Origin of the sequence: Streptomyces sp. PTY087I2 (assembly GCF_001687325.1) — a bacterium.
In the GTDB taxonomy this organism is placed as follows: Bacteria; Actinomycetota; Actinomycetes; order Streptomycetales; family Streptomycetaceae; genus Streptomyces.
On the sequence record NZ_LZRD01000014.1, the window covers coordinates 11,826 to 34,402 of the forward strand.

The following is a 22,577-nucleotide window of genomic DNA, read 5'->3' on the forward strand; positions in this document are numbered from 1 at the left end:
CACGAGATCTCAAGTTGCCTGATAAACAGGCTGCCGACCGCCGGAGGGAACTCGGACAGGCAATACCGACCGGCAATTCTTACTTCGTCCCGGCGGGCTGTTACCGGAAACTTCCCGCCCCTTGTCTCTCATGGTCATATGCCAGAACGGATGTCGCGCCGGGCCCTCGGAGAACACTCGCCCCCGGTGCCGGAGGGCGACCGGGGGCGAGGGGTTCGGGGCCCGGCCGTCAGGCCGGCCGGGCGGCCAGCCGCCAGCGCCGGGCGCGGCTGCGCTGCGCCCAGAAGAACGCGTACCGGCCTTCGCGTGCCATGAGGTCGTCGTGGGTGCCGTGTTCCACGATCCGTCCGTCGTCCAGCAGCAGGATCTGGTCGGCCGCCGCCACGGTCTGCAACCGGTGCGCGATGACCAGGAGCGTCCGCCCCTCCGTCAGGTGGCCCAGCGCCTCCTGCACCGCCCGCTCGTTCTCCGGGTCGAGCGACGCGGTCGCCTCGTCCAGCAGCACCACCGGCGCGTTCTTCAGGATCGCCCGGGCGATGGAGACCCGCTGGCGCTCACCGCCGGAGAGCAGCGCTCCGCCTTCGCCGACCTTGGTGTCCCAGCCCAGCGGCAGCCGGAGCGCGATCTCCTCGACCCGGGCGAGCCGGCCCGCCTCGCGGACCTCTTCGTCGCCGGCCCCGGGGCGGCCCAGCCGGATGTTCTCCAGGATCGTTCCCTCGAAGAGGTAGACGTCCTGGAAGACCACGGAGATCTTCGACATCAACACCTCCGGGTCGATCTCCCGGACGTCCACCCCGCCCATCCGCACGACGCCGCCGTCCACGTCCCAGAACCGGGGGATCAGCTTGCTGACCGTGGTCTTGCCCGAGCCGGACGGCCCGACCAGGGCCGTCATCGTGCCTTCCGGAAGCTTCAGCGACACCCCCGACAGCACCTGGCTGCCGTCGTAGCCGAAGTCCACGTCCTCGAACTCGATGTCGTGGCCCCGCGGCGTGAGCGGATGGGCGGTCTGCGGCAGCCGGGGCTCGGCCAGCAGCTCGGCGATCCGGTCGAGGGCCGCCCGCGCGGTGCGCAGGGTGGATCCCAGGACCGCGGCCTCCGCGATCGGCTCGGTGAAGCGCGCCGCGAGCACCAGGATCGCCAGCAGCTTGGCGACGTCCAGCCCGCCGTCCAGCGCCAGGTAGGTGCCGGTCACCAGGATCACCGTGAACGCGGCCTGGACCACCAGGGCAAAGCTGACCAGCCCGGGAACCCCGGTCATCAGCACCCGCCGGGACGCCTCGTGCTGCGTCTCCAGCGCGGCGTCCAGCCCCTGGCCGCCGGAACCCTCCGCGTTACGCCCGAACACCCGCAACACCGGCTGGAGTTGAGCGAACTCGACGACCTTTCCGCCGGTGACCGCCCGGGCGGCGTAGCGGGCTTCGTCCGCGGAGCGGGTGAGACCGGCGCTCCAGCGGTAGACCACGACGATCAGCGGCACCGTGAGCGTCGCCGCGAGGGCGAGCCGCCAGTCGAAGAAGTACATGATGACGACGACGGTGGCGGGGGTGACGAAGCTGGTGACCAGCGGCCTCAGCAGGTGGGCCGGTACGCCCATCACATCCATGACGCTCTTGGTGGCGAGCTGCCCGAGCCGGCCCACGCGCTCGGGCCCGAACCAGCCGAGCGGCAGCGAGGCCACCTGGTCGCCGATGCGGTTGTGCAGCATCCGCGACAGGGTGGCGCCGGCGTCGAAGCCGGTACGCAGGGAGTCGTAGTAGGCGATGCAGTAGAGGGCGGACACCCCGAGCAGCGTCCACAGCCACGGCCAGACGGAGTCCGGATCCGAGCCGAGCAGTGCTTCGAGGATGGGTACGAGCAGGGCGAAGGCGATGCCCTGGAGAACCGCGCAGACGACCAGCGCGGCGATCATCCTGCGGATGGGCCGGTTGTGCTCCGGTCCCACCAGCTTGAGCAGTTGGCTGATCATCGGCGGGTTCCTCCCGTTCGAGCGGCGGCCGGGTCCGGATCGCTCCGGCGCGGCTGCCAGACCGTGCTGCGTTCGTGCGCGTGCCACATCCGGGCGTACCGGCCTTCGCGGGCCACGAGTTCGGCGTGCGTGCCCGACTCGATGAGCTCCCCGTTCTCCAGGACCACGATCCGGTCCGCCTCGACGACGGTGGAGAGCCGGTGCGCGATCATCAGGACGATCTTGCCCCGGGTCAGCCCGGACAGGGCTTCCTGCACCTCCGCCTCGGACTGGGGGTCCGCGTAGGCGGCCGCCTCGTCCAGGACGATGATCGGGGTGTCCGCGAGCACCGCACGGGCGATGGAGACCCGCTGGGCCTGCCCGCCGGAGAACCGGGCGTCCTCGCCGACCACCGAGTCGTATCCGCGGGGCAGCGCCTCGATCACGTCGTGGACGCAGGCGGCACGGGCCGCGGCGATCACGTCCTCCCGGCTCGCGTCGGGCCGGGCCATGCGGATGTTGTCGGCCACCGAGGTCTGGGTGAGCCGGACGTCCTGGAAGACGAAGGCGACCCTGCGGTACAGGTCGTCCAGCGCGATGTCGCGGATGTCCACGCCGCCGATGGTGATGCTCCCGCCGGTCACGTCGCCGAACCTCGGCAGCAGGGTGGCCAGGGTGCTCTTGCCGGATCCGGAGGGGCCCACCAGCGCGGTGACCGTGCCGGGGGCGAGATCGAGGTCGATGCCGGAGAGGGCTTCCTTCTCCCCGTCGTAGCTGAACCTCACGCCCTGGTAGCTGACGTGGTTGCCGGAGGGGCTGAGCGGCTCCCGGGCCACGGGCAGTTCCTCGGCGTGCAGTACGTCGCCGACCCGTGCCGCGGCCGCTTTGGCGAACCGGAGTTCGTAACTGGCGTAGAAGAGCGCGAGCACCGGGGCGGTGAGGCCGACGCCCAGCAGGGCGAACGGCAGCAGGTCCACGCCGGCGAGCCCGCCTCCCGTGACGAGGAAGGCGCCTCCGGTGACGACCGCCAGCAGGACGGCGATGGGCGAGAGGACCATCTCCGCGACCGCCTTGGAACGGACGGTGGAACGGACCCAGGACAGGAAGAAGGCGGCGAAGTCGTCCGCCGCGTCCCGGAACTTCTGATGCGCCCGGTGGGTCTGGCCGAACGTCTTGACCACGGCGACGCCCTGGACGAACTCGACGGCACTGCCGTTGATCTCCCCCATGGCCCGGTCGTAGTCCGGCAGATGCTTGGCCATCTGCGCCATCGTGACGCTGTACAGGCCGAGCCCGACGACGAGCGGGGCGATCGTCACGAGCGTCATCCGCCAGTCGACCCAGAAGAGGTAGGCCAGCGAGACCACCGGGACGACGGTCGCCGACGTCATCTCCAGGATCGAGTGGGCGATCATGTGGTGCATCGCGTCCACGTCGTCCTGCACGGCCTTCTTCACGGTGCCGGAGTTGCGCTCCGAGAACCAGCCCAGCGGTACCCGGGCCAGCCGGGCCACCAGACTCCGGCGGATGTGCGACTGGAGTTCGTTGTCGGCGAAGTGCGACAGGGCTCCCGCCGCCAGCATGAAGGCGAGCCTGACGAGCAGGGCGCCGACGGCGACGGCCGTGATGGTCCACGCCCGGTCCGAGCGGTCGGCGTGGTCGCTCAGCAGCACCCGGCCGAGTTCGGCGATGGCGATGAAGGGGACGACCCCCGCGATCGCCGAGACCGTCTGAGCGGCCACGGCCAGCCGTAGCTTTCCTTTGATCGGGCGCAGGATCTCGCCCAGTACGGCCTCTTCCGTGGCCATCCCGTCCTCCATGACCTCAGTTAGACGCTGTCTAATGGATGTGATGAATGTACCCGACATTCGGCCCGAGCGGTCGGGCAAAGCCGGATTCCCGCGCCCCGCCGGGTGAAGTGACCCCGTTGAGGCGGCACTTCACCCGGCGGGCCGGTCGGTTCAGCTGCCCACGGGAACGCGCTCCCCGGCGGGCTTCTTCTCCGCGAGCGCCGCGTCGCCCTCCTTGATGCCGAAGCGCGCGTACACCTTCTGAAGGGGACCCGGAGCCCACCAACTGGCGCGCCCCATCAGCTTCATGACGGCCGGCACCAGCAGGATGCGGACCACCGCCACGTCCAGCAGGATGGCGATCACCATGCCGACGCCGAACAGGGTCATGGTGAGCACACCGCTGGTCGCCATCGCCGCGAGCGGCACGCACATCAGCAGGGCCGCGCTGACGATCAGCTTGCCGATGCTCTGGAGGCCGGTCGCCACGGCGGCGGTCGGGTCGCCGAGCTGGTCGTACTGTTCCCGGATCCGGGACACGAGGAAGACCTCGTAGTCCATGGAGAGGCCGAAGATCAGGGCGAACAGCATGATCGGCATGTTGGGTTCGATGTTGCCGGTCGGGTCGAACCCGATCAGGTCGGCCAGGTGCCCGTCCTGGAAGATCCAGACCAGGATGCCGAAGGTGGCCGACAAGGACAGCAGGTTCATGGCGATGGCCTTGAGCGGCAGCAGCACCGAGCCGAAGGCCAGGAAGAGCAGGATGTACGTCGCGATGGCGATGTACAGGAGCATCCACGGCAGTACGTCGCCGAGCGCGTCCAGCGTGTCGTCGAAGACCGCGGTCTCCCCGCCGAAGTACACCGTGGAGCCCGCCGGCCGCTCCACCGCACGCAGATCGTTCACCAGGTCGCGCGCCTCGGAGGAGACCGCCACCCCGTCGAAGCTGACGGAGACCCGGCCCGAGGTGCCTTCCGCCCCGCTGATCTGGGCGTCCTTCGCCCCGGGAACCTTCGCGAGCCGCTCGGCGTACGCCTGGAGCGCCGCACCCTGCTCCGGGGACTTCGCGTCGCCGGGGAGCTTCAGCAGGGCGTCGATGGACTTGACGCCGTCGCCCTCGAAGTCCCGCTCCATGATGTTGTGGACCTGGCGGCCCTCCGCGCTGTCGGGCAGCTGCCGCGCGTCGTTGGCGCCGAAGTCGATCCGCAGGAACGGCACCGCGAGCGCCAGCATCACCGCAAGGGCGACCACGGTGACGGCGACGGGACGGCGCATCAGACCGTGCGCCAGCCGGAACCAGGGGCCCTCGTCCTTCGCCGCCGGGGCCGAGGCGCTCTTCTTGCGGCGCAGGGAGAGCGCGTTGACCTTCGGGCCCATCACCGCGAGCGCGGCGGGCAGCGCGATGATCGAGAAGAAGACGGAGAGCACGACTGCCGCGACGCCGCCGTACGCCATGGACTTGAGGAAGGCGAAGGGGAAGAAGGTCATGCCGAACAGAGCGACCGCCACGGTGATGCCGGAGACCATGACGGTCCGGCCGGCGGTGGCGACCGTACGCGAGAGTGCTTCCTCGCCGGTGTGTCCGGCGTCCAGCTCCTCGCGGTAGCGGCTGACGATCAGCAGGCCGTAGTCGATGGCCACGGCCAGACCCAGAATCGTGACCAGGCTCATCGCGAACACCGACACGTCGGTGAACTGGGCGATGACCCTCAGCACCGCCATGGAGCCGAGGATGGACAGCCCTCCCACGAAGAGCGGGAGGCTGGCCGCGGCGAGTCCGCCGAAGACCACGACCAGCAGAATGAACAGGACCGGGAAGGAGAAGCCCTCGGCCACGGCGAGGTCCTCGCCGATCTGCTCACCGGCCTGGAAGCCGGTGGGGACGGGGCCGCCGCGGAAGGTCTCGTACCCCTCGACGTCCAGCTGGTCCTTGACCTTCTTGTACGACGCCTCCTTGGCGTTGTCGTCGCTGCCCTTCAGGTTCATCGCCACATAGGTGGCGTGCCGGTCCCGGCTGACCTGAGCGGGCATCTTGGTCATCCAGTAGTGCGCCGCACCGGTCACCGCGGACTCGGGCAGCGAGGAGATCTTGCCGACGACCGCCTCCTGGAAGGCGGGGTCGTCGACCGTCCTGTCCTTGCTGCGGTAGACCACGACCGCGTCCGGCGCGCGCTGCGGGAACGCCTCCTCGGCCAGGAGCGCCGCCTTGCGGCTCTCCGAGTTCGGGTCCTCGAAGCCCCCGGGCTTCATGTCGCCGAAGACGCCGAGGCCGTACACCCCCGAGAAGACAGCGAACACCAGTGTGAGGATCAGCAGCGGTTTGCGCCCCCGGTAAATGAAGCGCCCCAACGTCTCGAACATCCGAACTCCCTAGATCGCCTTGCCTGTTCGTCGTGTCACAGTCCCCAAGCTACGACGACAGTAACAGCGTTATCAATACGCGGCACGACGAATCGGGCGGGCCACCCGGGCCGGAGAGCACGGGTGCACACGCTCTGACCTGGTACTTTGCGCGAGTTAGACACTGTGCAAGATTTTCGGGCCGATGTCAGCCTCGTGTCAGCCCTTCGGGATTCAGCTCCTGCGTGGATCCATTCAAAACACCGTTGCGCTACATTGGGGTCATGGCCAGGCTCAAGACACATGACGAAGCTCTTCGCCTCAAGCTCATCAACCGCGCCGCCGCCACGGTCTTCGACCGCGGCACGGGCGCGCTGAGCCTGCGCAAGCTGGCTGCCGACGTGAAGACATCCACCACAGCGGTCTACTCCCTGTTCGGGAACAAGGCCGGGCTGCTCGACAGCCTGTACGAGGAGGCGGTCCGGCTGTTCATCGCCCGCCTGGGCACCGTCGACTCCTCCGACGACCCCTCGGCCGACGTCGTACGGCTCGGTATCGCCTACCGTGAGTACGCCCTCGCCAACCCTCATCTGTACGGGATCGTCTTCGCCGACCGCGGCGACTACGAACCGACGCCCGAACGGCGCAGCGAGGCCGGCTCGACCATCCAGCCGCTCGTGGACGCGGTGGTGCGGGGCCAGGCCGCCGGACAGTTCAAGGAAGGAACGGCCGAGGTCATCGCCCTGTCCTGCTGGGGCGCGGCCCACGGACTGGTCTCCCTGGAACTGTCCGGCAACGCCCCGCCGGGACTCGACATCGGGGCCGCCTACGAGGAGACCCTGCACGCCGTGGTCAGCGGCTGGTGTGCCCGCGCCGCGGATTCCGCGGCCCAGGCACCCCCCACGGCCTGAGGGCTAGGACCCGAGGGCGACGCCCTCTGCCAGGAGCACCTCGCGCCCGGCCCAGGAGCCCCGCCACTCCCCGGGTACCGCACTCCCGCGCACCAGGTCGATCCGCTGCGCCCCCGGGCTCAGCACCAGCCGCTCGATCGTGAGCGTGCCCGCCGAATCCCGTTCGCGGGAGCGGTCCGTCTCACGCACGATCGTCTCGACGGCCGCGGGCGACAGCGTGTGAGCGGGCGGGAAAGGCGTCGTCCACAGGTCCGCCGGCGCCACCGGGCGGAGGGCGAACCCTCCCGCGTCGCCGGGCTCCGGCCGCTCCTCCCGGAACACCACCCCGGCCCAGTCCAGCCACCCGGTGTCCGGCCCGGCCGGTTCCGCCGGTTCCGCCGGCTCCGGACGGGCGCCGGGCGCCGCGGCGGGAAGCGAGGCGGGCTCGGGCCCGTACACGAGGGTGGCGCTCGCCACCTGCTCACCGGCAGGGTCACGCACCGTGACGTCCACCTGCCATACGCCGTCCCGCCGCACGCCCTCGGCCTCCCGGTGCAGCACCAGGCACCCACCGGTGATCCGGAGGCCGGCCAGGCGTACCGCGAACCGGTGCACCTCCCGCAGGTGCAGCAGGGGCCAGCCCTCCGGCACCACCCAGTCGCCCGCGGCCACCACATGCTCCAGTACGACACCCACGGGGACGGCCGGCAGACCTTCGATCCGCAGGTCCGTCAGGCAGGGATGCGCTCCGGCCTCCAGCGTCCACCGCGTGCGCATCGAGCGGAACAGCGCGTACTCCTCGACCTCGCCGAGGTGGTGGTCCAGCGCATGGAGCCGGGGCAGGTCCGGGTGGCCGGTCAGCATGCCGAAGCCCCGCAGCTGCCCCGGCGCCAGAACGGCCCCGATCCGGCCCAGGAAGACCGCTTCGTCGGTGTGCCCGGAAGCGATCTCCTCGGCCCAGCGGCGAGCGCCCTCCGCCGGGTCGAGTGTCGAGACGTACCGGACGGCCGCGGAGTAGTTGGCGATGACGCCGAGACGTTCCCAGGTCGGCCAGCAGAGGGTCTGCACCGGCAGCCCGAGATCGTCGCGGGCCCAGAACCCGAGCCGGGCCAGCGCCTCGTTGCCCGCCGCGTAGTCGATCTGGCCGACCATTCCGCCCATCCGGCCGGCCAGTGATCCGACATTGCTCAGCAGCTTCAGCGCGGCCCGCCGTTCGGGCCGGGCGAGGACCGCACGGACCAGCTGGACGAAGCCGGTCACCTTGACGTCCACCGTGCCGACCACGGACGCGGCGGACTTGCGGTCGAAGCGGGCGGGCTCGTCGATACCGGCGTTGTGCACCACGTACTGCGGGCCGTCGCCGAGCGCGGCGAAGACGCTCTCCACCTGCTCGGCGTCCGTGCAGTCGCACCGCAGATACGTGATGCGCAGCCCGTCCTCGGCCGCCCGCCGCAGATTGCCGAGGACCGTACGGGCCTCGTCGGCCCGCCGGACCTCCCGGCGCAGCTCCGCCAGATCGCCCGGGGTGCGCGCCCGGGACATCCGACGCCGCCGCCACAGTGCGAACGCCCCGTCGTCCAGGAAGGCGGTCTCTCCCTCCTCCGGCAGCTCACCGCGGCCGGTGACCACGACGCGGCAGCCGAAGGTCTCGGCGAACGAGCGGGCGGCGGCGAACCCGACCCCGCGCGCGCCACCGGTGATCAGCACCGTGTCCTCGGGACCGGGCGGCCGGGAGCCCGGCGGGCAGTCGGGCGCCGGGCGCCCGGCCAGCACATGGCGTACGCCGTCGCGGTAGCCGACCTCGAACTGGGCGGGCGCCACGAACTCCCGCTCGACCGCGTCCGCGACCGCCGTCGCGTCGGCCCGGTCCAGGTCGACCACCACCACGCCCGCCGCGGGGAGTTCCCGCGGCAGGCACTTGGCGAGTCCGGCCCAGATGCCGCCCAGCGGCTGCGGCACGCGGCCCGGTCCGTGGCCGGCGAGACCGCCGAGGTGGGTCACGGCCAGATACACATGGCGGCCGAAGCGCGCTTCCTCGCTCCAGCGGCCGTATGCGGCCTGAATCGCCTCGGTGGTGCGCGCGAGCGCGGACCGCCAGTCGGTGTCGCCCAGTTCGTACGTCCGGCCCGTCAGATTGAGATCGACGATGCCGTCCCAGCCCTCGGCGGTCAGCGGCGTGCCGGGGTCCGAGCGTACGACCAGCGCGCCCCGCTCCCCGAGCTCCCCGGCGACGGCGGCCACCAGGGCGGCCGACTCGCCGACCAGCAGGATCCGCCGCCCCGCCAGCGGGCGGTCTGCGGCGGTGCCGGGGTGCGGGACGGGGACGGCTTCCCAGACGAACCGGCCCACCGGGCGCACGAACGCGTCCGGGTCGAAGGAGGAGAGGTGCGGTCGGAGCGCCGGCAGGCCGGTCGTCTCCGCGGCGCCGCCGGAAGCCGTCATCGGGTACGCTCCCGGACCTGCACGCGCATCCCGCCCTTGGGGAACAGCGTGATGAACGCGCCGCCGCGGACCGCTTCCCGCTCCACCGAGACCTCGTACCGGCCGAAGACCGCCGCGACCGTCTGCTGGAGCAGCGCGAGTCCCATGCGCTTGCCGATGCACTGGCGCCGTCCGCCTCCGAACGGCAGGTAGGCCGAGCGGTCCCGATCGGCCGGGGCCCCCGGCCGGAAGCGTTCGGGGTCGAACCGTTCGGGTTCCTCCCACTGCTCGGGGTTGTAGTGCGCCCCGTACACGGAGACGAGCAGCGGGGTGCCCGCGGGGATGCTGTGACCGGCCAGGACGTCGTCCTCGATCGCCTCACGGGTGAACTGCCACACCGGCGGGTGCATCCGGAGGCTCTCGTCCACCGCCATCGCGGTGTAGGTGAGGCCGTCCAGCCCGTCGGCGGTCGGCGGGCGGCCGCCCAGCACCCGGTCGGTCTCCTCCACCAGCCGCTCGCGTACCTCGGGGTGGCGGGCGACTTCGTACACCGTCCAGGTCAGCGACAGCGCTGTCGTCTCGACGCCCGCCAGGAAGAGGGTGACCAGGTCGGCCCAGAGCGCGTCGTCCGGCAGGTCCGACTCGCGGATGAGCGTGGCGACCTCGCCGCCGACGCCGAGGTCCACGTCCCGGGCCGCCTCGGCGACGACCCGCTCCAGGGTCCGCCGGGCCCGAGCGACGCGGCGGCGGTAGGGGGTGGGGAGGAACGACGGGATCGCCTTGTCCACCGAGCCGACGTTCTTGAAGATCGCTTCGAGGGCGACCGTGACCGCCGCCGCGAACTCGCCGCCGTCCTGCGAGAGGTCCTTGCCCACCAGAGCGATCCCCATCACTCGGGAGGTCAGCCTCATCGCCTCCGCGAAGAGGTCGAACGGCTCTCCGGTGCGGGCGTGTTCGGCGAACCGGTCGAGCAGCGCGGCGACCGCCTCGTCGCTGTGCACGCCCCGGGCGGCGATGGCGTTCGGGGTGAACGCCGAGTTGACGGCCTTGCGGTGAACGCGCCAGTCCCCGTCGTCCAGGGTCAGCAGCCCGCGTCCCATGAACAGTTCGAACGCCTCGTAGTAGGCGCCGCGCGCGTAGTTGTCGGCGTTGCCCTGGAGCACCCGGCGGATTCCGTCGGGTGCGGAGATCTGCACGGTCGGGTTGTGCGGCAGGATCGGCAGCTTCACGACGGTGCCGTGGTCGCGCTGGGCGCGCAGCGAGTAGCCGGGCGGATCGGCGGCGTACGCGATCGTGGAGACGACCGGCGAGGAGCGCGGGAATCTCGTCGGCCCCTCGACCGGTTTCGCCCGGGCGCCGGTCACCGGGCAGGCGCCGGCTTCCGGGGCCGCGGGGCCGGTGGCGACGCCGTCGGGCGTGTCGGTCATGGTGTGGTCTCCTCGGCAGGGTTGCGGCGTCCGCGGTACTCGCCGGTGGTCTGGTTCACATGGCCGAGCACGGCTCCGGTCATGTCCTTGATCTGTAGGACGACGTCCCCGGCCGCGGTGACCGCGACCGACCGGTTCTCCTCGGCGCTCTCCAGATCCAGGCGTGCGGGGAGGGAGTAGAGCTCGACCCGGGTACCGGCGGCGGCCAGGGAGGCGTCGGTGTGGCCGTCGTACAGGTCGATACGGCGGATGGTCCGCGGTACCGCGAGCGGGATCCAGTCGCCGTCGCTCCGGTTCAGAACCGAGGTCCGGGCCAGGCCGTCGAGCAGTACGGAGGGCACGACGAGGCCGGAGAACCACCGCTCGATGCCCGGCCGGTCCGGAACGTAGCGGGCGCGCCGGCCGTGCGGGTGGGCGCGGGTGTCGCCGGTGGAGACGAAGACGCCGCTCAGCAGGACGGCGGGGTTGGGCAGGTGGTACGGGTCGGCCACCGGCTCGGCGCCCTGGTCGTCCCAGTGCTCCCAGCGCGGCGCGGTCACCGGTTCGTCCCGCAGCCGTACGCGGGCGGAGAAGTGGCGGCGGTCCTTGACGAGCAGTCGGCCTCCGGGGGCCAGCACGTCGCCCGTCACCTCGACGTCGACGACGGACTCGTGCCGCCCGCTCTCCACGAGGCGCGCGGTGATCTTCTTGGTCTCGCCGCGGCCGGGCCGGTAGACGCGCAGGAACGCGTCGAGCCGGATGTCCTCCAGCACGGCCGGGACCCGGCCGGGCACCAGGTGCATGGCGGCCTGCGCGGCGAGTTCGGGGACGAAGGTGCCGGGCAGGGTCGGGTAGCCGTTGACGACGTGCTCGCGCAGATAGGCGTCCCGCTCCAGGGAGAAGGTGCGCACCACGGTGAGCCGGCCGGCGCCGCGGTCGACGATGTCGTCGACGAAGAAGTCGGGCGGCGCCGGGCGCACGGGGGCCGGGGAAGAGGCGGCCCGGCCGGAGGCGGGGGCCGGGTCCGGGGCGGGGGCACGGCAGAAGTCCAGGTAGCCGGGGGCCGCCCGTTCCATGGTCGCCCGTTCCGCGTCCCCGAACAGCACGGTGAGCGGGGCCGGTTCGGCCTGGTCGATCTCGTGCAGGAAGTGGCCGATGCCCTCCGGCGTGGGCATGGCGGTGAACTGCGCGCTCTTCGCCAGGAACCTCCGCATGATCGGGGTCGCCCCGAGGCCGACGTCGCGCCACAGCGTCCAGCCGATGGTGAACTCGCCCGTGCCCCGGGCCGCGCTGTACGCGGCGGCGGTGTTGAGGTAGTCGTTCGCCGATCCGTAGTCGGTCTCGCCGTTCTGTCCGGTGAAGCCGACGAAGGAGCCGAAGTTGCACCAGCGGCGGGGCTGCCGGTCGCCGAACGCGGCCTTGAGGTTGGTGTGGGTGCGTACCTTCAGATCACGGACGGCACGGAAGTCGGCGAGGCTCTTCTTGGCCACGGAGGCGGCCCGGTTGGTGCCCGCGACGTTGAGCAGCAGGTCGACGCCGTCCCGCTCCACCGACTCGATCCGCGCGACGGCCTCCCGTACGGCATCCGGATCGCGGAGATCACAGGCGTGGTAGGTCACCCGGTCCGCACCGCAGATCTCCTCGAGCGTGCGCACGGTGGTGCGTACCTCGGCGGCGGCGGCCAGCCGGTCGTAGGCAGCGTTGGCCTCCCGTACGGTGAGCCGGTCCGGCCCGGTGCTGTGCGTCCGGATGAACTCCTGCCGCCCGATGGCCTCTTCGGGCTCTCCGGTGCCGAGCGGCGTGGAGCCGATGATGTGGAAGCGCGGCCGGTCCCGGCGGGCCAGCGCCGTGAGGAGCGTCGCCCCGATGCCCCGGCCGCCACCCGCCGCGACGACGGTGCGCAGCGGTTCGGGGGATGCCGCGGCGGCTCCCGGGTCCCGGGTGGCCCGGAGCAGGAGGCGGACGCCGCCCGCGAACGCGACGACGGGCAGGAGCTGCGGGGCCAGGGACTCCGCCGAGGCGTCGGCCTCGGCGTCCGTCAGCGCGGCGGCCTCGTGGACGACCGCGACCACCGAGGAGTCCGGCCATTCCAGCGCCAGGCTCTTGGCGAACCCGGAGAACAGCCCGGCGCTCGGGTGCTGCACCCGGTCGGCGTCGATACCGCCCAGGATGACCAGGACGAACGACTCGGGCAGCGCGGGGAGCCCGGCGCAGGCCTTCGCGGTACGGAAGAGGGCGTCGTGCAGCCGCAGCAGCCGCTCGGAGGGGCCTTGGAGCTTGTCCTCCCGGGTCAGGTCGACCACGATACGGACATGGCGCGGGGCTGCGCGCCGGACGGCCTCCTCCAGCGCGTCCTGCTGGGACAGCGGCAACAGTGCCGTGTCCATGGGCAGTTCGCACGCGCCGAGCGCCGCCAGGTCGTACGTCAGCAGAGCGGTGGACGGCGGGAAGAACGGTGTCGGCGGGCCGGGTTCCCGGCGCGGCGCGGGGGCGAGACGCAGAACGTGCCGGTCCAGGAGCCGGGGCTCCGCGGGCTCCTCCTCGGCGGCGGGGCGGCGCAGCCGCAGGCTGTGGGCCGGACCGCCCGGCTCCGGGGCCCGCTCGATCACCACGGTGGCCGGTCCGGGCCCGGACCGCGCGAGGAAGGCGATCAGTTCCCGGGCGCCCTCGGCGCCCAGCAGGGTGGTTGCTCCCTGACGCGAGGGGCTCATGCCGCCACGCTCCTTTCCACGACGGCCAGCACGGGGAGGCCTCTCTCCTCGGCGAGCGACCTGCGGACCATGACGAACAGGAAGGCTCCCTCGGCGGGCCGCCGGCCCTGTTCGTCGTTCCAGCCGGGCAGGGCCGTGCCGTTGACGCCCGCGACCAGCGCGACGTCGATCTCCCGGAAATCGAGGTAGGAACCCGCCACGTCGAACGCCTCCAGCAGAGACGCCTCGCCGGCCTCGACCGTGATGTTGAGACCGCGCAGGTCGAAGTAGTTGGACAGCCGCGCCGCGATGACGTTGGGCATCGCCCCGGGGAAGGAGTCCTCGGTCGGCGCGGCGATCAGACCGGTGGCCCGTTCCTCCAGCCGGGTCGTGAACTTCTCCGTGCCGGGCTCGCCCGCTCCCGCCACGACATGGCGGATCTCGTCGAGGTAGGCGCGGGACTTGTAGAGCAGGGCGTTGCGGGTGGCCCCGGTGTGGCCGACCACGACCCCCGTGGTCCGGTGGTGGCTCAGGCACAGCTCCCGTACCGGCTCGTCCAGGGCCTGCATGCAGCGGATCATGGCGAGTTGGGTGCGGTCGGTGGTACGGGCGGTGGGCGGCGGCATCCGCAGTTCCTTGAACGGCGGTACGGGGTAGGCCATGCCGAACGAGGGCGCGAAGTCCTCGTCGCGGTCCCCCGTCGCCCAGGCCGCGACCTCCGCGGACGAAGGGCTGCCGGGCAGCTGGGAGGACCAGCCGACCACGACGAGGTCCTCGTCGAGCGGAGCGGGCAAGGCCGCAGGATGTCCGGTCCGGACCGCGCTGTGGTCCTCGGAGATGATCACGTGGGCGTTGGTGCCGCCGAACCCGAAGCCGGAGACCGCCGCGCGGCGCGGCCGGCCGCCGTCGGCGGGCCAGGGCACGGGCTTCCGCGGCACGGTGAGACCGGTCGCCCGCTCGGCCAGGGCGTCGGGCAGCCGGGAGAACCGGTACTGCGCGGGGATCGTGCCGTGGCGCAGTGCCAGCAGGGTGTGGATGACCGAGACCACTCCGGCCGCCCAGCCGCAGTGCCCCACGAGCGATTTGTTGGAGGTGACCTGCTGGACGCGGTCGCCCGAGTAGCGCTGGGCGAGGCTGGTGAACTCGGCCTCGTCGCCCGCGGGCGTGCCGGTGGCGTGGGCGACTATCCAGTCGATGTCGTCCGGGCCGAGCCCGCTGCGCTCGAACGCCCGCTCCACGGCCAGTTCCTGGCCCGCGGGGGCCGGTGCGTAGATGGCCTTGCCCCGGCCGTCGGCCGAGAGGCCGATCGCCGAGACGACGCCCAGGATCCGGTCCCCGTCGGCGCGGGCACGCGAGAGGCGCTTGAGCACGACGAGTCCGGCGCCGTCGGAGAACAGGGCTCCGTCCGCGTCGGCGTCCAGGGCGCGGACGGCCCCGCCCGTGGAAAGACCGTTCAGCTTGGCGAACAGGATCGAGCCGCTGGGGGCGAGGGCGAAGGAGCCCCCGCACACCGCCACGTCGCTGCGGCCCGAAAGAAGGTCGCGCACCCCGAGGTCCATCGCGTACAGCGAGGAGGAGCAGGCGGTGTCCACCATGTGCAGCCGGGTGCCCTCCGGCAGGATGCCGTCCATCGCGACCTGGCCGACGCGGTGCGGATGCCGCGCCTCCGCGGGCTCGCCGCCCCGGCCGAATCTCCGGCGCAGGGCGTCCCCGACCGGGCCGTGCACGGCCTCGTCGCCGTCCTCGGCGAGGGTCTCCAGCGCGTGGCCGAGCACATACGCCTCTTCGAGGTGCTGGCTGCCGTCGGGGGTGTAGCCGACGCAGAAGGAGAAGCGGTCGCCGTCCGCACGGCGCACGCCTTCGAGCGCCTGGTGGAGGCTGTGGCGCAGCCAGAGCGCGGTGTGGTCGAGTCCGGCGTCGGCGAGCCCTTCCGCCCGGAGCTTCTCGTGGGGGCGGAAGTCGGTGATGAAGCCGGAGCGGCGTTGGTAGGTCTTGTCGGGCGCCCGGCGGTCCTCGGCGTGGAAGCGCGAGATGTCCCACCTGTCGCGGGGGGCGTCCACGAAGAGTTCCGCGCCGTCGGTGAGGAGCCGCCAGAACTCCTCCGGTGAGGAGGCTCCGGGGATGGCCAGCCCCATGCCGACCACGGCGATGGGGTCGTCGTCCGGCGCCTCCGCTGTCCGGGACGTCTGCGGCGTCTCAGGTGTCGCAGGTGTCTCAGGCGGGAACGGCGCGGTCCGGGGCGCTGGTTGCGGCTTCTGCCGCGGCGCGGGCTCCGTGAAGGACCGCGGCGCGGGCTCCCGCATCGGCTCCGGCGTCGGGGACATCGCGGAACGCAGCAGCGTCAGGCCGCCGTCCGCCAGGACCGTCTGCCCCGTCACCCACCCCGAGCGTTCCGAGCTGAGGAACAGGACGACCTCCGCAAGGTCCTCCGGTCGGCCCAAGCGGGACAGCGGGGTCGCCGCCACGGTGTTCGCCCGGACGTCCTCGAACTCCGGGAACAGCCGTCCCACCGGGTTGTCGATGAGACCGCACGAGGCCGCGTTGACCCGGATCCGGTCCTGGGCGAGCTCCGCGGCCAGATAGCGCGTCAGCGACTCCAGCGCCGCCTTCGAGACCCCGGTCGGGAGGTAGTTGGCCGGAGTCGTCGCGGCTCCGAGGGAGGAGACGTTGACGATGGCGCCGCCCCGCCCGGACGCCGCCAGCAGCGGCCGGGCGTACTGGGCACACCACAGCGGGCCCTTGACGTTGGTCGCGTACGTCCGGTCCAGCAGCTCCTCGGTGATCTCCTCGAAGGGTACGAAGGAGCCGGCGGCGGCGTTGTTCACCAGGATGTCGAGCCGCCCGTGTTCCTCGGCGATCTCCGCGAACATGCGCTCGACCTGAGCCCGCCGGGCCACCGACCCGCGGATCAGCCTGACGTCCAGTCCCCGGTCGACGAGCGCGCTCACCTGCTGCTTCGCGGCCTCGTAGGAGTGGAAGCAGTTCAGCAGAACGGTCGCGCCGCGCTCCGCGAGCCGTTCGACGACGACCCGGCCGACGCTGCCCGCGCCGCCGGTGACCAGGGCGATGCGTCCGGCGAACTCCGCGTCGGCGCGGAGGGGGGAATGCGTCATCGTCCGGCCGCGCTTCCGGTGTCCGCGCCGTCGGTGACACCGGCCGCCACGAAGTCGACGACCTTGCCGAAGGTGTCGTAGTCGGCGACGCGCAGCCCGGTGGGCGGCAGGCCGAGGCCGAAGCGGTCCCCCAGCCTGCTGAGCAGTTCGGTCTGCTTCACCGAGTCGACCCCGAGGTCCGCCTCCAGCTGCACGTCGTCCGTGAAGACCTCTTCCGGGTACTCCATCGCCTCCGCGTACAGGGCCCTCACCCGGCCGACGAGTTCGTCGCGGTCGGGGACGGGCGGGGTGGCGACGGCGGCTGTCTCCGGGACGGCCTCCGGGACGACGGGCGCCGGGGGTGTCACGGGGGACGTGAGAGCTGCGGACTCCGGCCCCGTCGACACCGGTACGGAGCCGCGGGTCAGCGGAGACCGCAGGGCGTCGGCCGCCGCGGCGAGCCCGGCCTCCTCGTCCCGCCCGGCCAGCGGCGCGACCACGTGGACGCCCGGCCGGGCCTCCTCCACCAGAGCGCTGAGCACCCGGCCGGCCCCGGCCTCGACGAACACCCGCGCCCCCGCGGCGTGCAGGGCCGAGACCGCCGGTCCGAACTCGACCGGCGTGACCAGATGGAGAGCGAGCAGCCGGGCCAGGTCGTCCCCGTCCCGGTAGAACCTCCCCAGGATCGGCGAGTAGACGGGCACATCGAGCGGGCGGGAGGGGAAGGAGGCGAGCCGCTCGGCCAGTACGCCGCGCGCGTTCTCCAGCAGGGGGTGGTGGAAGGGGTGCGGGGAGCGCAGCCGGGTACGGGCGATGCCGAGCTGGGCGGCGACGGCCTCGGCTGTCGCGATCGGCTCGGCGCGGCCGGAGAGGACGGACTGGGGCCCGTTGTCGACGGCGAGCACCAGGCCGGGGTCGCCGATCAGGCCGACGATCCGCTCGGCGCGTTCGCGGTCGCAGCCCAGAGCGAGCATGACGCCGCCGCTGTGGTCGTGCTCGCGCAGGACGGAGATCCGCTCGCAGAGGATCTTCGCGGCGTCGGCCAGGTCCCAGGCACCCGCGCAGGTCAGCGCCGCGAGTTCACCGAGGGAGTGGCCGAGGTGCACCGACGGGGCCGCCCCCCGCTCGGCGAGCAGCCGGTGGGTGGCGACGGCCGTCGTGAAAACGGCCAGCTGGAGGACGTCCGGGGCGGACTCCAGCAGGGCGGCGGGGCTGGGCGGCGACGGCTGGAACACGGTCGGGGAGACAGCGCGGCCCACCAGCTCCTTGGCGGCCGCGTCCACCTCCTCGAAGGTGGACCGCACCGTCCGGTCCCCGCTCTCCCAGAACTCCTTCAGCGCGCCGGGGCGGTAGGCGCCCTGCCCGGGAAAGAGCGCGACGGTCATATCCAGTTCTCGGCTCATGGGCCATCCCCTCGTCGTGGATCGGTCGGCTTCCCGGAACCGGTCAGCCAGGTCTGCCGCACTGCGGCTCGGTCGTCGCCCTCGACGGCGAGGGCGACCAGGTGGTCGGGGCCCGGGCGGAAGAGCTCGAATGTCCAGGCGCCGGGTCGTACGGAGTCGCGTACGGTGATCCGCCCGGCTCCTGTCGGCCCTCGCGGGGCGAAGGAGAATCCGGCGAGACTCCGGTGCAGCCCCGTCCCCTGTGCCTTGAGGTAGGCCTCCTTGAGCACCCAGAGCTCGCCGACCCGGGCGACCAGTGCGTCCGGGTCCAGTGCGGAGAGTTCCAGGAGTTCCTCGGAGGCGAAGAACCTGCTGATGTGGTGGGCCGACTCGGCGGACACGGAGGTCTGCTCCACATCGATCCCGCACGCCCGCCCCGCGGTGACGGCGCACACCACGAGTCCCCGGGTGTCGGCGAGGCTGAACCGCAGTCCGTCCGTGCCGGGTTCGGGCTCGGGCCGGCCGTGCGGAGCGATCGTGAAGCGCCACTCCCCGAGCGGGCGGCCGGTACGGGCGCTCAGCGCGAAGCGGCACAGCATCCGTCGGGCCAGAAACCGCTTCCGGTCCGCCGGCCGCAACAGCCTTGCCATCCGCGTACGTTCGTCCTCGCTCAGGAGGCCCTCGCCGCCGCACTCCGCGGCGAACGCGTCGATGGCGTGCTCCGGGAGCAGCCAGACGTCGGCGGTGCCGGTGACCGGGTCACCGCCGACGACCGCGGCGGCGCTCATGACACGGCCGCCCGACCGGACGCTCCCTCACCGCCGTCCGCCGGAGAAGGAGAGCGGGCGAGGAGAGCGGCGAGCCGGTCCGCGAGGTCCAGGGACTGCCGCCGGTTGAGCCGGGGGTCGCACACGGACCGGTAGCCGCCCGGCAGGTCGCCGAAGCCGACCCCGCCGTCGGCGCCGCCGACACACTCGGCCACATCGTCGCCGGTCAGCTCCAGATGGACGCCGCCGGGGTGCACCCCCAGGCCGTGGGCCACCTCGAAGAAGCCGGCCGCCTCGTCGAGGATGTCGTCGAACCGGCGGGTCTTGCGCCCGCAAGGGGCTCCGAAGGTGTTTCCGTGCATGGGGTCGGACACCCAGCCGACCGTCATGCCTTCAGCGATCGTCTTGCTGATCAGGTCGGGCAGCACATCGCGGATGCGGTCGGCTCCCATCCGCACGATCAGGGTGAGCCGCCCGGGGTCGCGGTCGGGGTCCAGCCGGTCGACCAGCCGGATCAGCTCGTCGGTGCCGGCCGTCGGTCCGATCTTGACCGCGATCGGGTTGCTGATGCCGGCGAAGTACTCGACGTGCGCACCATCCAGCTGCCGGGTGCGCTCCCCGATCCACAGCAGATGGCCGGAGGACGCGTACCGCCCGCCGGCCGGATCGGCCCGGGTCAGAGCCCGCTCGTAGTCGAGAACGAGCCCCTCGTGCGAGGTGAACAGCTCCCGGGGCAGGGTTTCCCGGGACGTGCCGTCCTCGCTTGCGATGAGGGCTCTCACCAGGTTGAGCGTGGCGGCCGATGCGTCGCGGACGCGGACGAGTCGGCCGGGATCGGGAGCCCGGTCCGCGGCGGTGAAGGCGTGGCCGTTGACCGCGTCGCCCCGGTAGACGGGCAGTTCGACGCCGTCGCGGATCTCGGTGGTCGACGAGCGGGGCTTCGCGTACTGACCCGCCAGCCGTCCGACCGTGACGGCCGGCAGCTCCAGGGCCCGGCCCAGCACGTCGGCCACGCGCCCCAGGGTGGCGACGGTCCGCCGGATCGAACCGGCGTCCAGCGCGTCGAGGGACTCCGCGCAGTCGCCGCCCTGGACGAGGAACGCCTCTCCCCGGGCGACCGCGGCCAGCCGGCTCTTGAGAAGGGCGCATTCGGACGGGAGCACCAGCGGAAGGCTCCGTCCGAGGGCCGCGAGGGAGGACGACAGCGCCGGGCCGTCGTGCCAGTGCGGCTGCTGCCGGGCGGGCGGGGCCTGCGGGCCGGCCGCGGGCGGCACGGCGGGGGCGCAGGGCAGGGAACCGGTCACGCCGTGATCTCCACTCCGTGAGACACCGGCGCGAGCGCGCCGGTGACCAGGCCGTCCAGGATGGCCGCGCCGTGACGTGTCATCACCGACTCCGGGTGGAACTGCACCGAGGCGAAGCCGGGGCCGCGCAGGGCGTGCACCTCGCCGGTGTCCGGGTCGCGGGCGACCTCCACGTCGTGGGCGACCAGCGGGCTGTACAGCCGGTCGGCGGTGGAGTGCGCGGCGAAGCTGTTGTAGTAGGCGACCTGCTGCGCGGTGCCGAAGAGGTCGACCGTCCGCCGTGCGCCCTGGTTGGGGAAGTCCAGCGCGCGCAGCGGGAGTCCGAGCAGTTGGCACAGGATCTGATGGCTCAGACAGACCGAGACGAACGGCACCCGCAGATTGATCAGGCTGGCGGTGACGGCGCGCAGATAGGCGATCTTGCGGTGGCTCTCCTCCCGGGGGTCGCCGGGCCCGGGCCCGAGGACCACGAGGTCGTAGCCGATGAAGCGGTGCGGCTCGTCGTACCGGCGGACCGTGACGTCGAAGCCCAGCGACCGCAGCTGCTGGGCTCCCATCGCGGTGAAGGTGTCCTCGGCGTCGAGGACCAGCAGGCGTCCCCGGCCGGTGCGGCGCCGCGCCGCGGGGGTGGTCCAGAAATCGGACAACGGCCGGTTGCGCTCCAGGAGGGCTGCTCTGATCTGCGGATGGTCCTGATGGCCGGCCGGAGGCCGGCGCCGGGGCGCACGGCCGAGGGCGGCGAGCAGACCGGCCGCCTTGGCCCGGGTCTCGGCGCTTTCCCCCGCGGGGTCGGAGTCCCGTACGAGCGTCGAGCCGACGGCGATCCGCATCAGGCCCCGGGCATCGACATCCGCCGTGCGGATCATGATGGCGGAGTCCATGCGCCTCTCGCCGTGCGTGTCCCGGCCGATCAGCGCGGCGACGCCCGCGTAGTAGCCCCGGCCGTGCGGTTCGAACTTGGCGATCACCCGGCAGGCGCTCTCCACCGGGCTGCCGGTGACGGTCGGGGCGAGGAGTGTCTGGTGCAGGATCTCGCGCACGTCGCGGGTGCTGCGGCCGACGATGCGGTACTCGGTGTGGGCGAGATGACCCATTTCCTTGAGTCCCGGACCGACCACCCGCGCATCGTCGCAGACCCGGCTCATCATCTTCAGTTCCTCGTCGAGCACCATGTACAGCTCGTTGGTCTCCTTGCCGTCGGCGAGGAACTCCAGCAGGCCCGCGGTGTCCGGCCCGTCGGCGGGGTAGCGATAGGTCCCGCTGATCGGGTTCATCACCGCCACACCGCCGTCGAGGCTGACGTGCCGCTCGGGGCTCGCGCCGATGAAGGTCCGCTCGCCGGTGTGGACGATGAAAGTCCAGTACGCTCCCGGCTCGCCGCGGAGCAGCCGCCCCCAGAACGCCAGCGCGGTCCGCACCGACCAGTGGGGGATCTCGGCGACGAAGGTGCGCTTGATGACGAAGTTGGCCCCCGATCCGTGGCCGATCTCCTCGGCGAGCACCCGCCGGACCAGATCTCCGTACGCCTCGTCCGACAGGTCGAAGCCCCCGTTCGCCCCGTCCGGATCCACCGGCCAGGCCAGCACCTGGCCGAGCGCGTCGGCCAACGGCAGCCGCGCCTGGTCCCGGACCGTCATGACCAGCAGCGGCTCACCGTCGTCGTGGTGGTCGTAACCGCGTTCACCGATCACCCGGTAGGGCAGCAGGACGAGTGTCTCGTGGCGGTCGGCGCCGCCGTTGGCCTCCGGCAGGCCGGCCGTGGTGGCCACTTCGGAGAAGTCACCGAGCAGCAGTTCGACGGCGTCGGGGTGATCGCTCTCGGGGCGGTGCAGGAGGGCGAACGGGCGGCCGTCCTCGGCCAGTTCCTCGAGTGTGGTCACGATACTCTCCCGGCCGTCGTCGTAGACGCGCTCGTCAGGGCCTCGCACACCGTCGCCGTGGTGACGGACACGCCGCAGCGGGCCGACGCGTACTGGAGCGCCAACCGGTGGTAGTCGAGAGTGAAGTCGGCCATCGCGTCGGCGACCAGGAAGGGCTGGATGCCGTGGGCGAAGGCGTCGCAGGCGGTGAGCAGGATGCCCACGTGGGCATAGACACCACAGATGATCAGCTGGTCGCGTCCCTGCGCGGTGAGGGTGTCCAGCAGTTCGGTCCGGTGAAAGGCGCTGGCCCGCCACTTGGTGAGGACGGTGTCGTCCTCACCGGGCGCGATGGCGTCCGGGATGCCCCGGTCCCCGGGGGAGGCGGACATGCCGGGGCCCCAGAAGTCCTGGAGCAGCCCGCGCTGCTCGGGGGTCATGTCGCCGGGCTGGGCGGAGTAGACGACGGGGACGCCGGCCCGCGTGCAGCTCCCGCGCAGCGCGGCGACGCCTTCGAGGAGCCCGGTACGCGGTTCGGAGCCTTCGGGGAAGGGGGCGAGGAAGTAGTGCTGCATGTCGTGCACCAGCAGTACGGCCCGGCGGGGGTCGACGGTCCAGGCCGCCTTGTTGGCCGGCAGATCGGCGGCCCGCGGTAGGGGGTAGGGGTCGATCGGCGCAATCGCCACGG

Annotated in this window: 13 protein-coding genes; 1 reads left to right on the top strand and 12 read right to left on the bottom strand. The window is 72.2% G+C overall.

From position 1 onward, the window contains the following. Positions 1–229 precede the first annotated feature (229 nt). The 3 genes from A3Q37_RS16995 to A3Q37_RS17005 form a co-directional block, all read right to left on the bottom strand. Positions 230–1,969 (bottom strand): ABC transporter ATP-binding protein, encoded by a 1,740-nt coding sequence (locus A3Q37_RS16995; RefSeq protein WP_065485263.1) that lies wholly within the window; start codon positions 1,967–1,969, stop codon positions 230–232. Next, the gene (locus A3Q37_RS17000; protein ID WP_065485539.1) at positions 1,966–3,756 is read right to left on the bottom strand and encodes an ABC transporter ATP-binding protein; all 1,791 of its coding nucleotides are present in this window, start codon (positions 3,754–3,756) and stop codon (positions 1,966–1,968) included. The genes A3Q37_RS16995 and A3Q37_RS17000 overlap by 4 nt, the downstream gene beginning before the upstream one ends. A 153-nt stretch (positions 3,757–3,909) precedes the next feature. Continuing rightward, a complete protein-coding gene (locus A3Q37_RS17005) occupies positions 3,910–6,099 on the bottom strand; it encodes an MMPL family transporter (protein ID WP_065485266.1) in 2,190 nt (729 codons plus the stop codon). A 263-nt stretch (positions 6,100–6,362) separates the two neighbouring features. Between A3Q37_RS17005 and A3Q37_RS17010 the strand changes: the two genes are divergently transcribed. Beyond that, positions 6,363–6,989 (top strand): TetR/AcrR family transcriptional regulator, encoded by a 627-nt coding sequence (locus tag A3Q37_RS17010; RefSeq protein WP_065485268.1) that lies wholly within the window; start codon positions 6,363–6,365, stop codon positions 6,987–6,989. A 3-nt stretch (positions 6,990–6,992) separates the two neighbouring features. On the opposite strand, the gene A3Q37_RS17015 is transcribed toward A3Q37_RS17010, so the two are convergent. From A3Q37_RS17015 to A3Q37_RS17055, 9 genes are read right to left on the bottom strand one after another with little or no spacing between them, the layout of a single operon-like run. After that, positions 6,993–9,410: an SDR family NAD(P)-dependent oxidoreductase gene (locus A3Q37_RS17015; protein WP_065485270.1), complete on the bottom strand. Its 2,418-nt coding sequence runs from the start codon at positions 9,408–9,410 to the stop codon at positions 6,993–6,995. After that, positions 9,407–10,816, bottom strand: coding sequence for a cytochrome P450 (locus tag A3Q37_RS17020; protein WP_065485272.1), 1,410 nt, complete (start codon positions 10,814–10,816; stop codon positions 9,407–9,409). Before A3Q37_RS17020 ends, A3Q37_RS17015 begins: the two co-directional genes overlap by 4 nt. Beyond that, positions 10,813–13,506, bottom strand: coding sequence for a KR domain-containing protein (locus tag A3Q37_RS17025; RefSeq protein ID WP_065485274.1), 2,694 nt, complete (start codon positions 13,504–13,506; stop codon positions 10,813–10,815). The genes A3Q37_RS17020 and A3Q37_RS17025 overlap by 4 nt, the downstream gene beginning before the upstream one ends. Then, the gene (locus A3Q37_RS17030; RefSeq protein ID WP_065485276.1) at positions 13,503–16,598 is read right to left on the bottom strand and encodes an SDR family oxidoreductase; all 3,096 of its coding nucleotides are present in this window, start codon (positions 16,596–16,598) and stop codon (positions 13,503–13,505) included. The genes A3Q37_RS17025 and A3Q37_RS17030 overlap by 4 nt, the downstream gene beginning before the upstream one ends. Then, the gene (locus tag A3Q37_RS17035; RefSeq protein WP_079137834.1) at positions 16,595–17,980 is read right to left on the bottom strand and encodes an acyltransferase domain-containing protein; all 1,386 of its coding nucleotides are present in this window, start codon (positions 17,978–17,980) and stop codon (positions 16,595–16,597) included. The genes A3Q37_RS17030 and A3Q37_RS17035 overlap by 4 nt, the downstream gene beginning before the upstream one ends. After that, positions 17,977–18,747, bottom strand: coding sequence for a 4'-phosphopantetheinyl transferase superfamily protein (locus A3Q37_RS17040; protein WP_065485280.1), 771 nt, complete (start codon positions 18,745–18,747; stop codon positions 17,977–17,979). The genes A3Q37_RS17035 and A3Q37_RS17040 overlap by 4 nt, the downstream gene beginning before the upstream one ends. Then, positions 18,744–20,030 (bottom strand): 3-deoxy-7-phosphoheptulonate synthase, encoded by a 1,287-nt coding sequence (locus A3Q37_RS17045; protein WP_065485284.1) that lies wholly within the window; start codon positions 20,028–20,030, stop codon positions 18,744–18,746. Before A3Q37_RS17045 ends, A3Q37_RS17040 begins: the two co-directional genes overlap by 4 nt. Beyond that, on the bottom strand, positions 20,027–21,910 hold the full coding sequence (locus A3Q37_RS17050; protein WP_255311837.1) for an anthranilate synthase family protein: 1,884 nt from the start codon (positions 21,908–21,910) through the stop codon (positions 20,027–20,029). The genes A3Q37_RS17045 and A3Q37_RS17050 overlap by 4 nt, the downstream gene beginning before the upstream one ends. Continuing rightward, entirely contained in the window at positions 21,907–22,575 is a 669-nt protein-coding gene (locus tag A3Q37_RS17055; protein ID WP_065485286.1) for an isochorismatase family protein, read from the bottom strand. Before A3Q37_RS17055 ends, A3Q37_RS17050 begins: the two co-directional genes overlap by 4 nt. Between the last annotated feature and the right edge of the window lie 2 nt (positions 22,576–22,577).

Bases quoted from the DNA above. Each gene is read 5' to 3' on its own strand.
- A3Q37_RS16995 (WP_065485263.1), bottom strand. From the start codon at position 1,969: ATGATCAGCCAACTGCTCAAGCTGGTGGGACCGGAGCACAACCGGCCC.
- A3Q37_RS17000 (WP_065485539.1), bottom strand. From the start codon at position 3,756: ATGGCCACGGAAGAGGCCGTACTGGGCGAGATCCTGCGCCCGATCAAA.
- A3Q37_RS17005 (WP_065485266.1), bottom strand. From the start codon at position 6,099: ATGTTCGAGACGTTGGGGCGCTTCATTTACCGGGGGCGCAAACCGCTG.
- A3Q37_RS17010 (WP_065485268.1), top strand. From the start codon at position 6,363: ATGGCCAGGCTCAAGACACATGACGAAGCTCTTCGCCTCAAGCTCATC.
- A3Q37_RS17015 (WP_065485270.1), bottom strand. From the start codon at position 9,410: ATGACGGCTTCCGGCGGCGCCGCGGAGACGACCGGCCTGCCGGCGCTC.
- A3Q37_RS17020 (WP_065485272.1), bottom strand. From the start codon at position 10,816: ATGACCGACACGCCCGACGGCGTCGCCACCGGCCCCGCGGCCCCGGAA.
- A3Q37_RS17025 (WP_065485274.1), bottom strand. From the start codon at position 13,506: ATGAGCCCCTCGCGTCAGGGAGCAACCACCCTGCTGGGCGCCGAGGGC.
- A3Q37_RS17030 (WP_065485276.1), bottom strand. From the start codon at position 16,598: ATGACGCATTCCCCCCTCCGCGCCGACGCGGAGTTCGCCGGACGCATC.
- A3Q37_RS17035 (WP_079137834.1), bottom strand. From the start codon at position 17,980: ATGAGCCGAGAACTGGATATGACCGTCGCGCTCTTTCCCGGGCAGGGC.
- A3Q37_RS17040 (WP_065485280.1), bottom strand. From the start codon at position 18,747: ATGAGCGCCGCCGCGGTCGTCGGCGGTGACCCGGTCACCGGCACCGCC.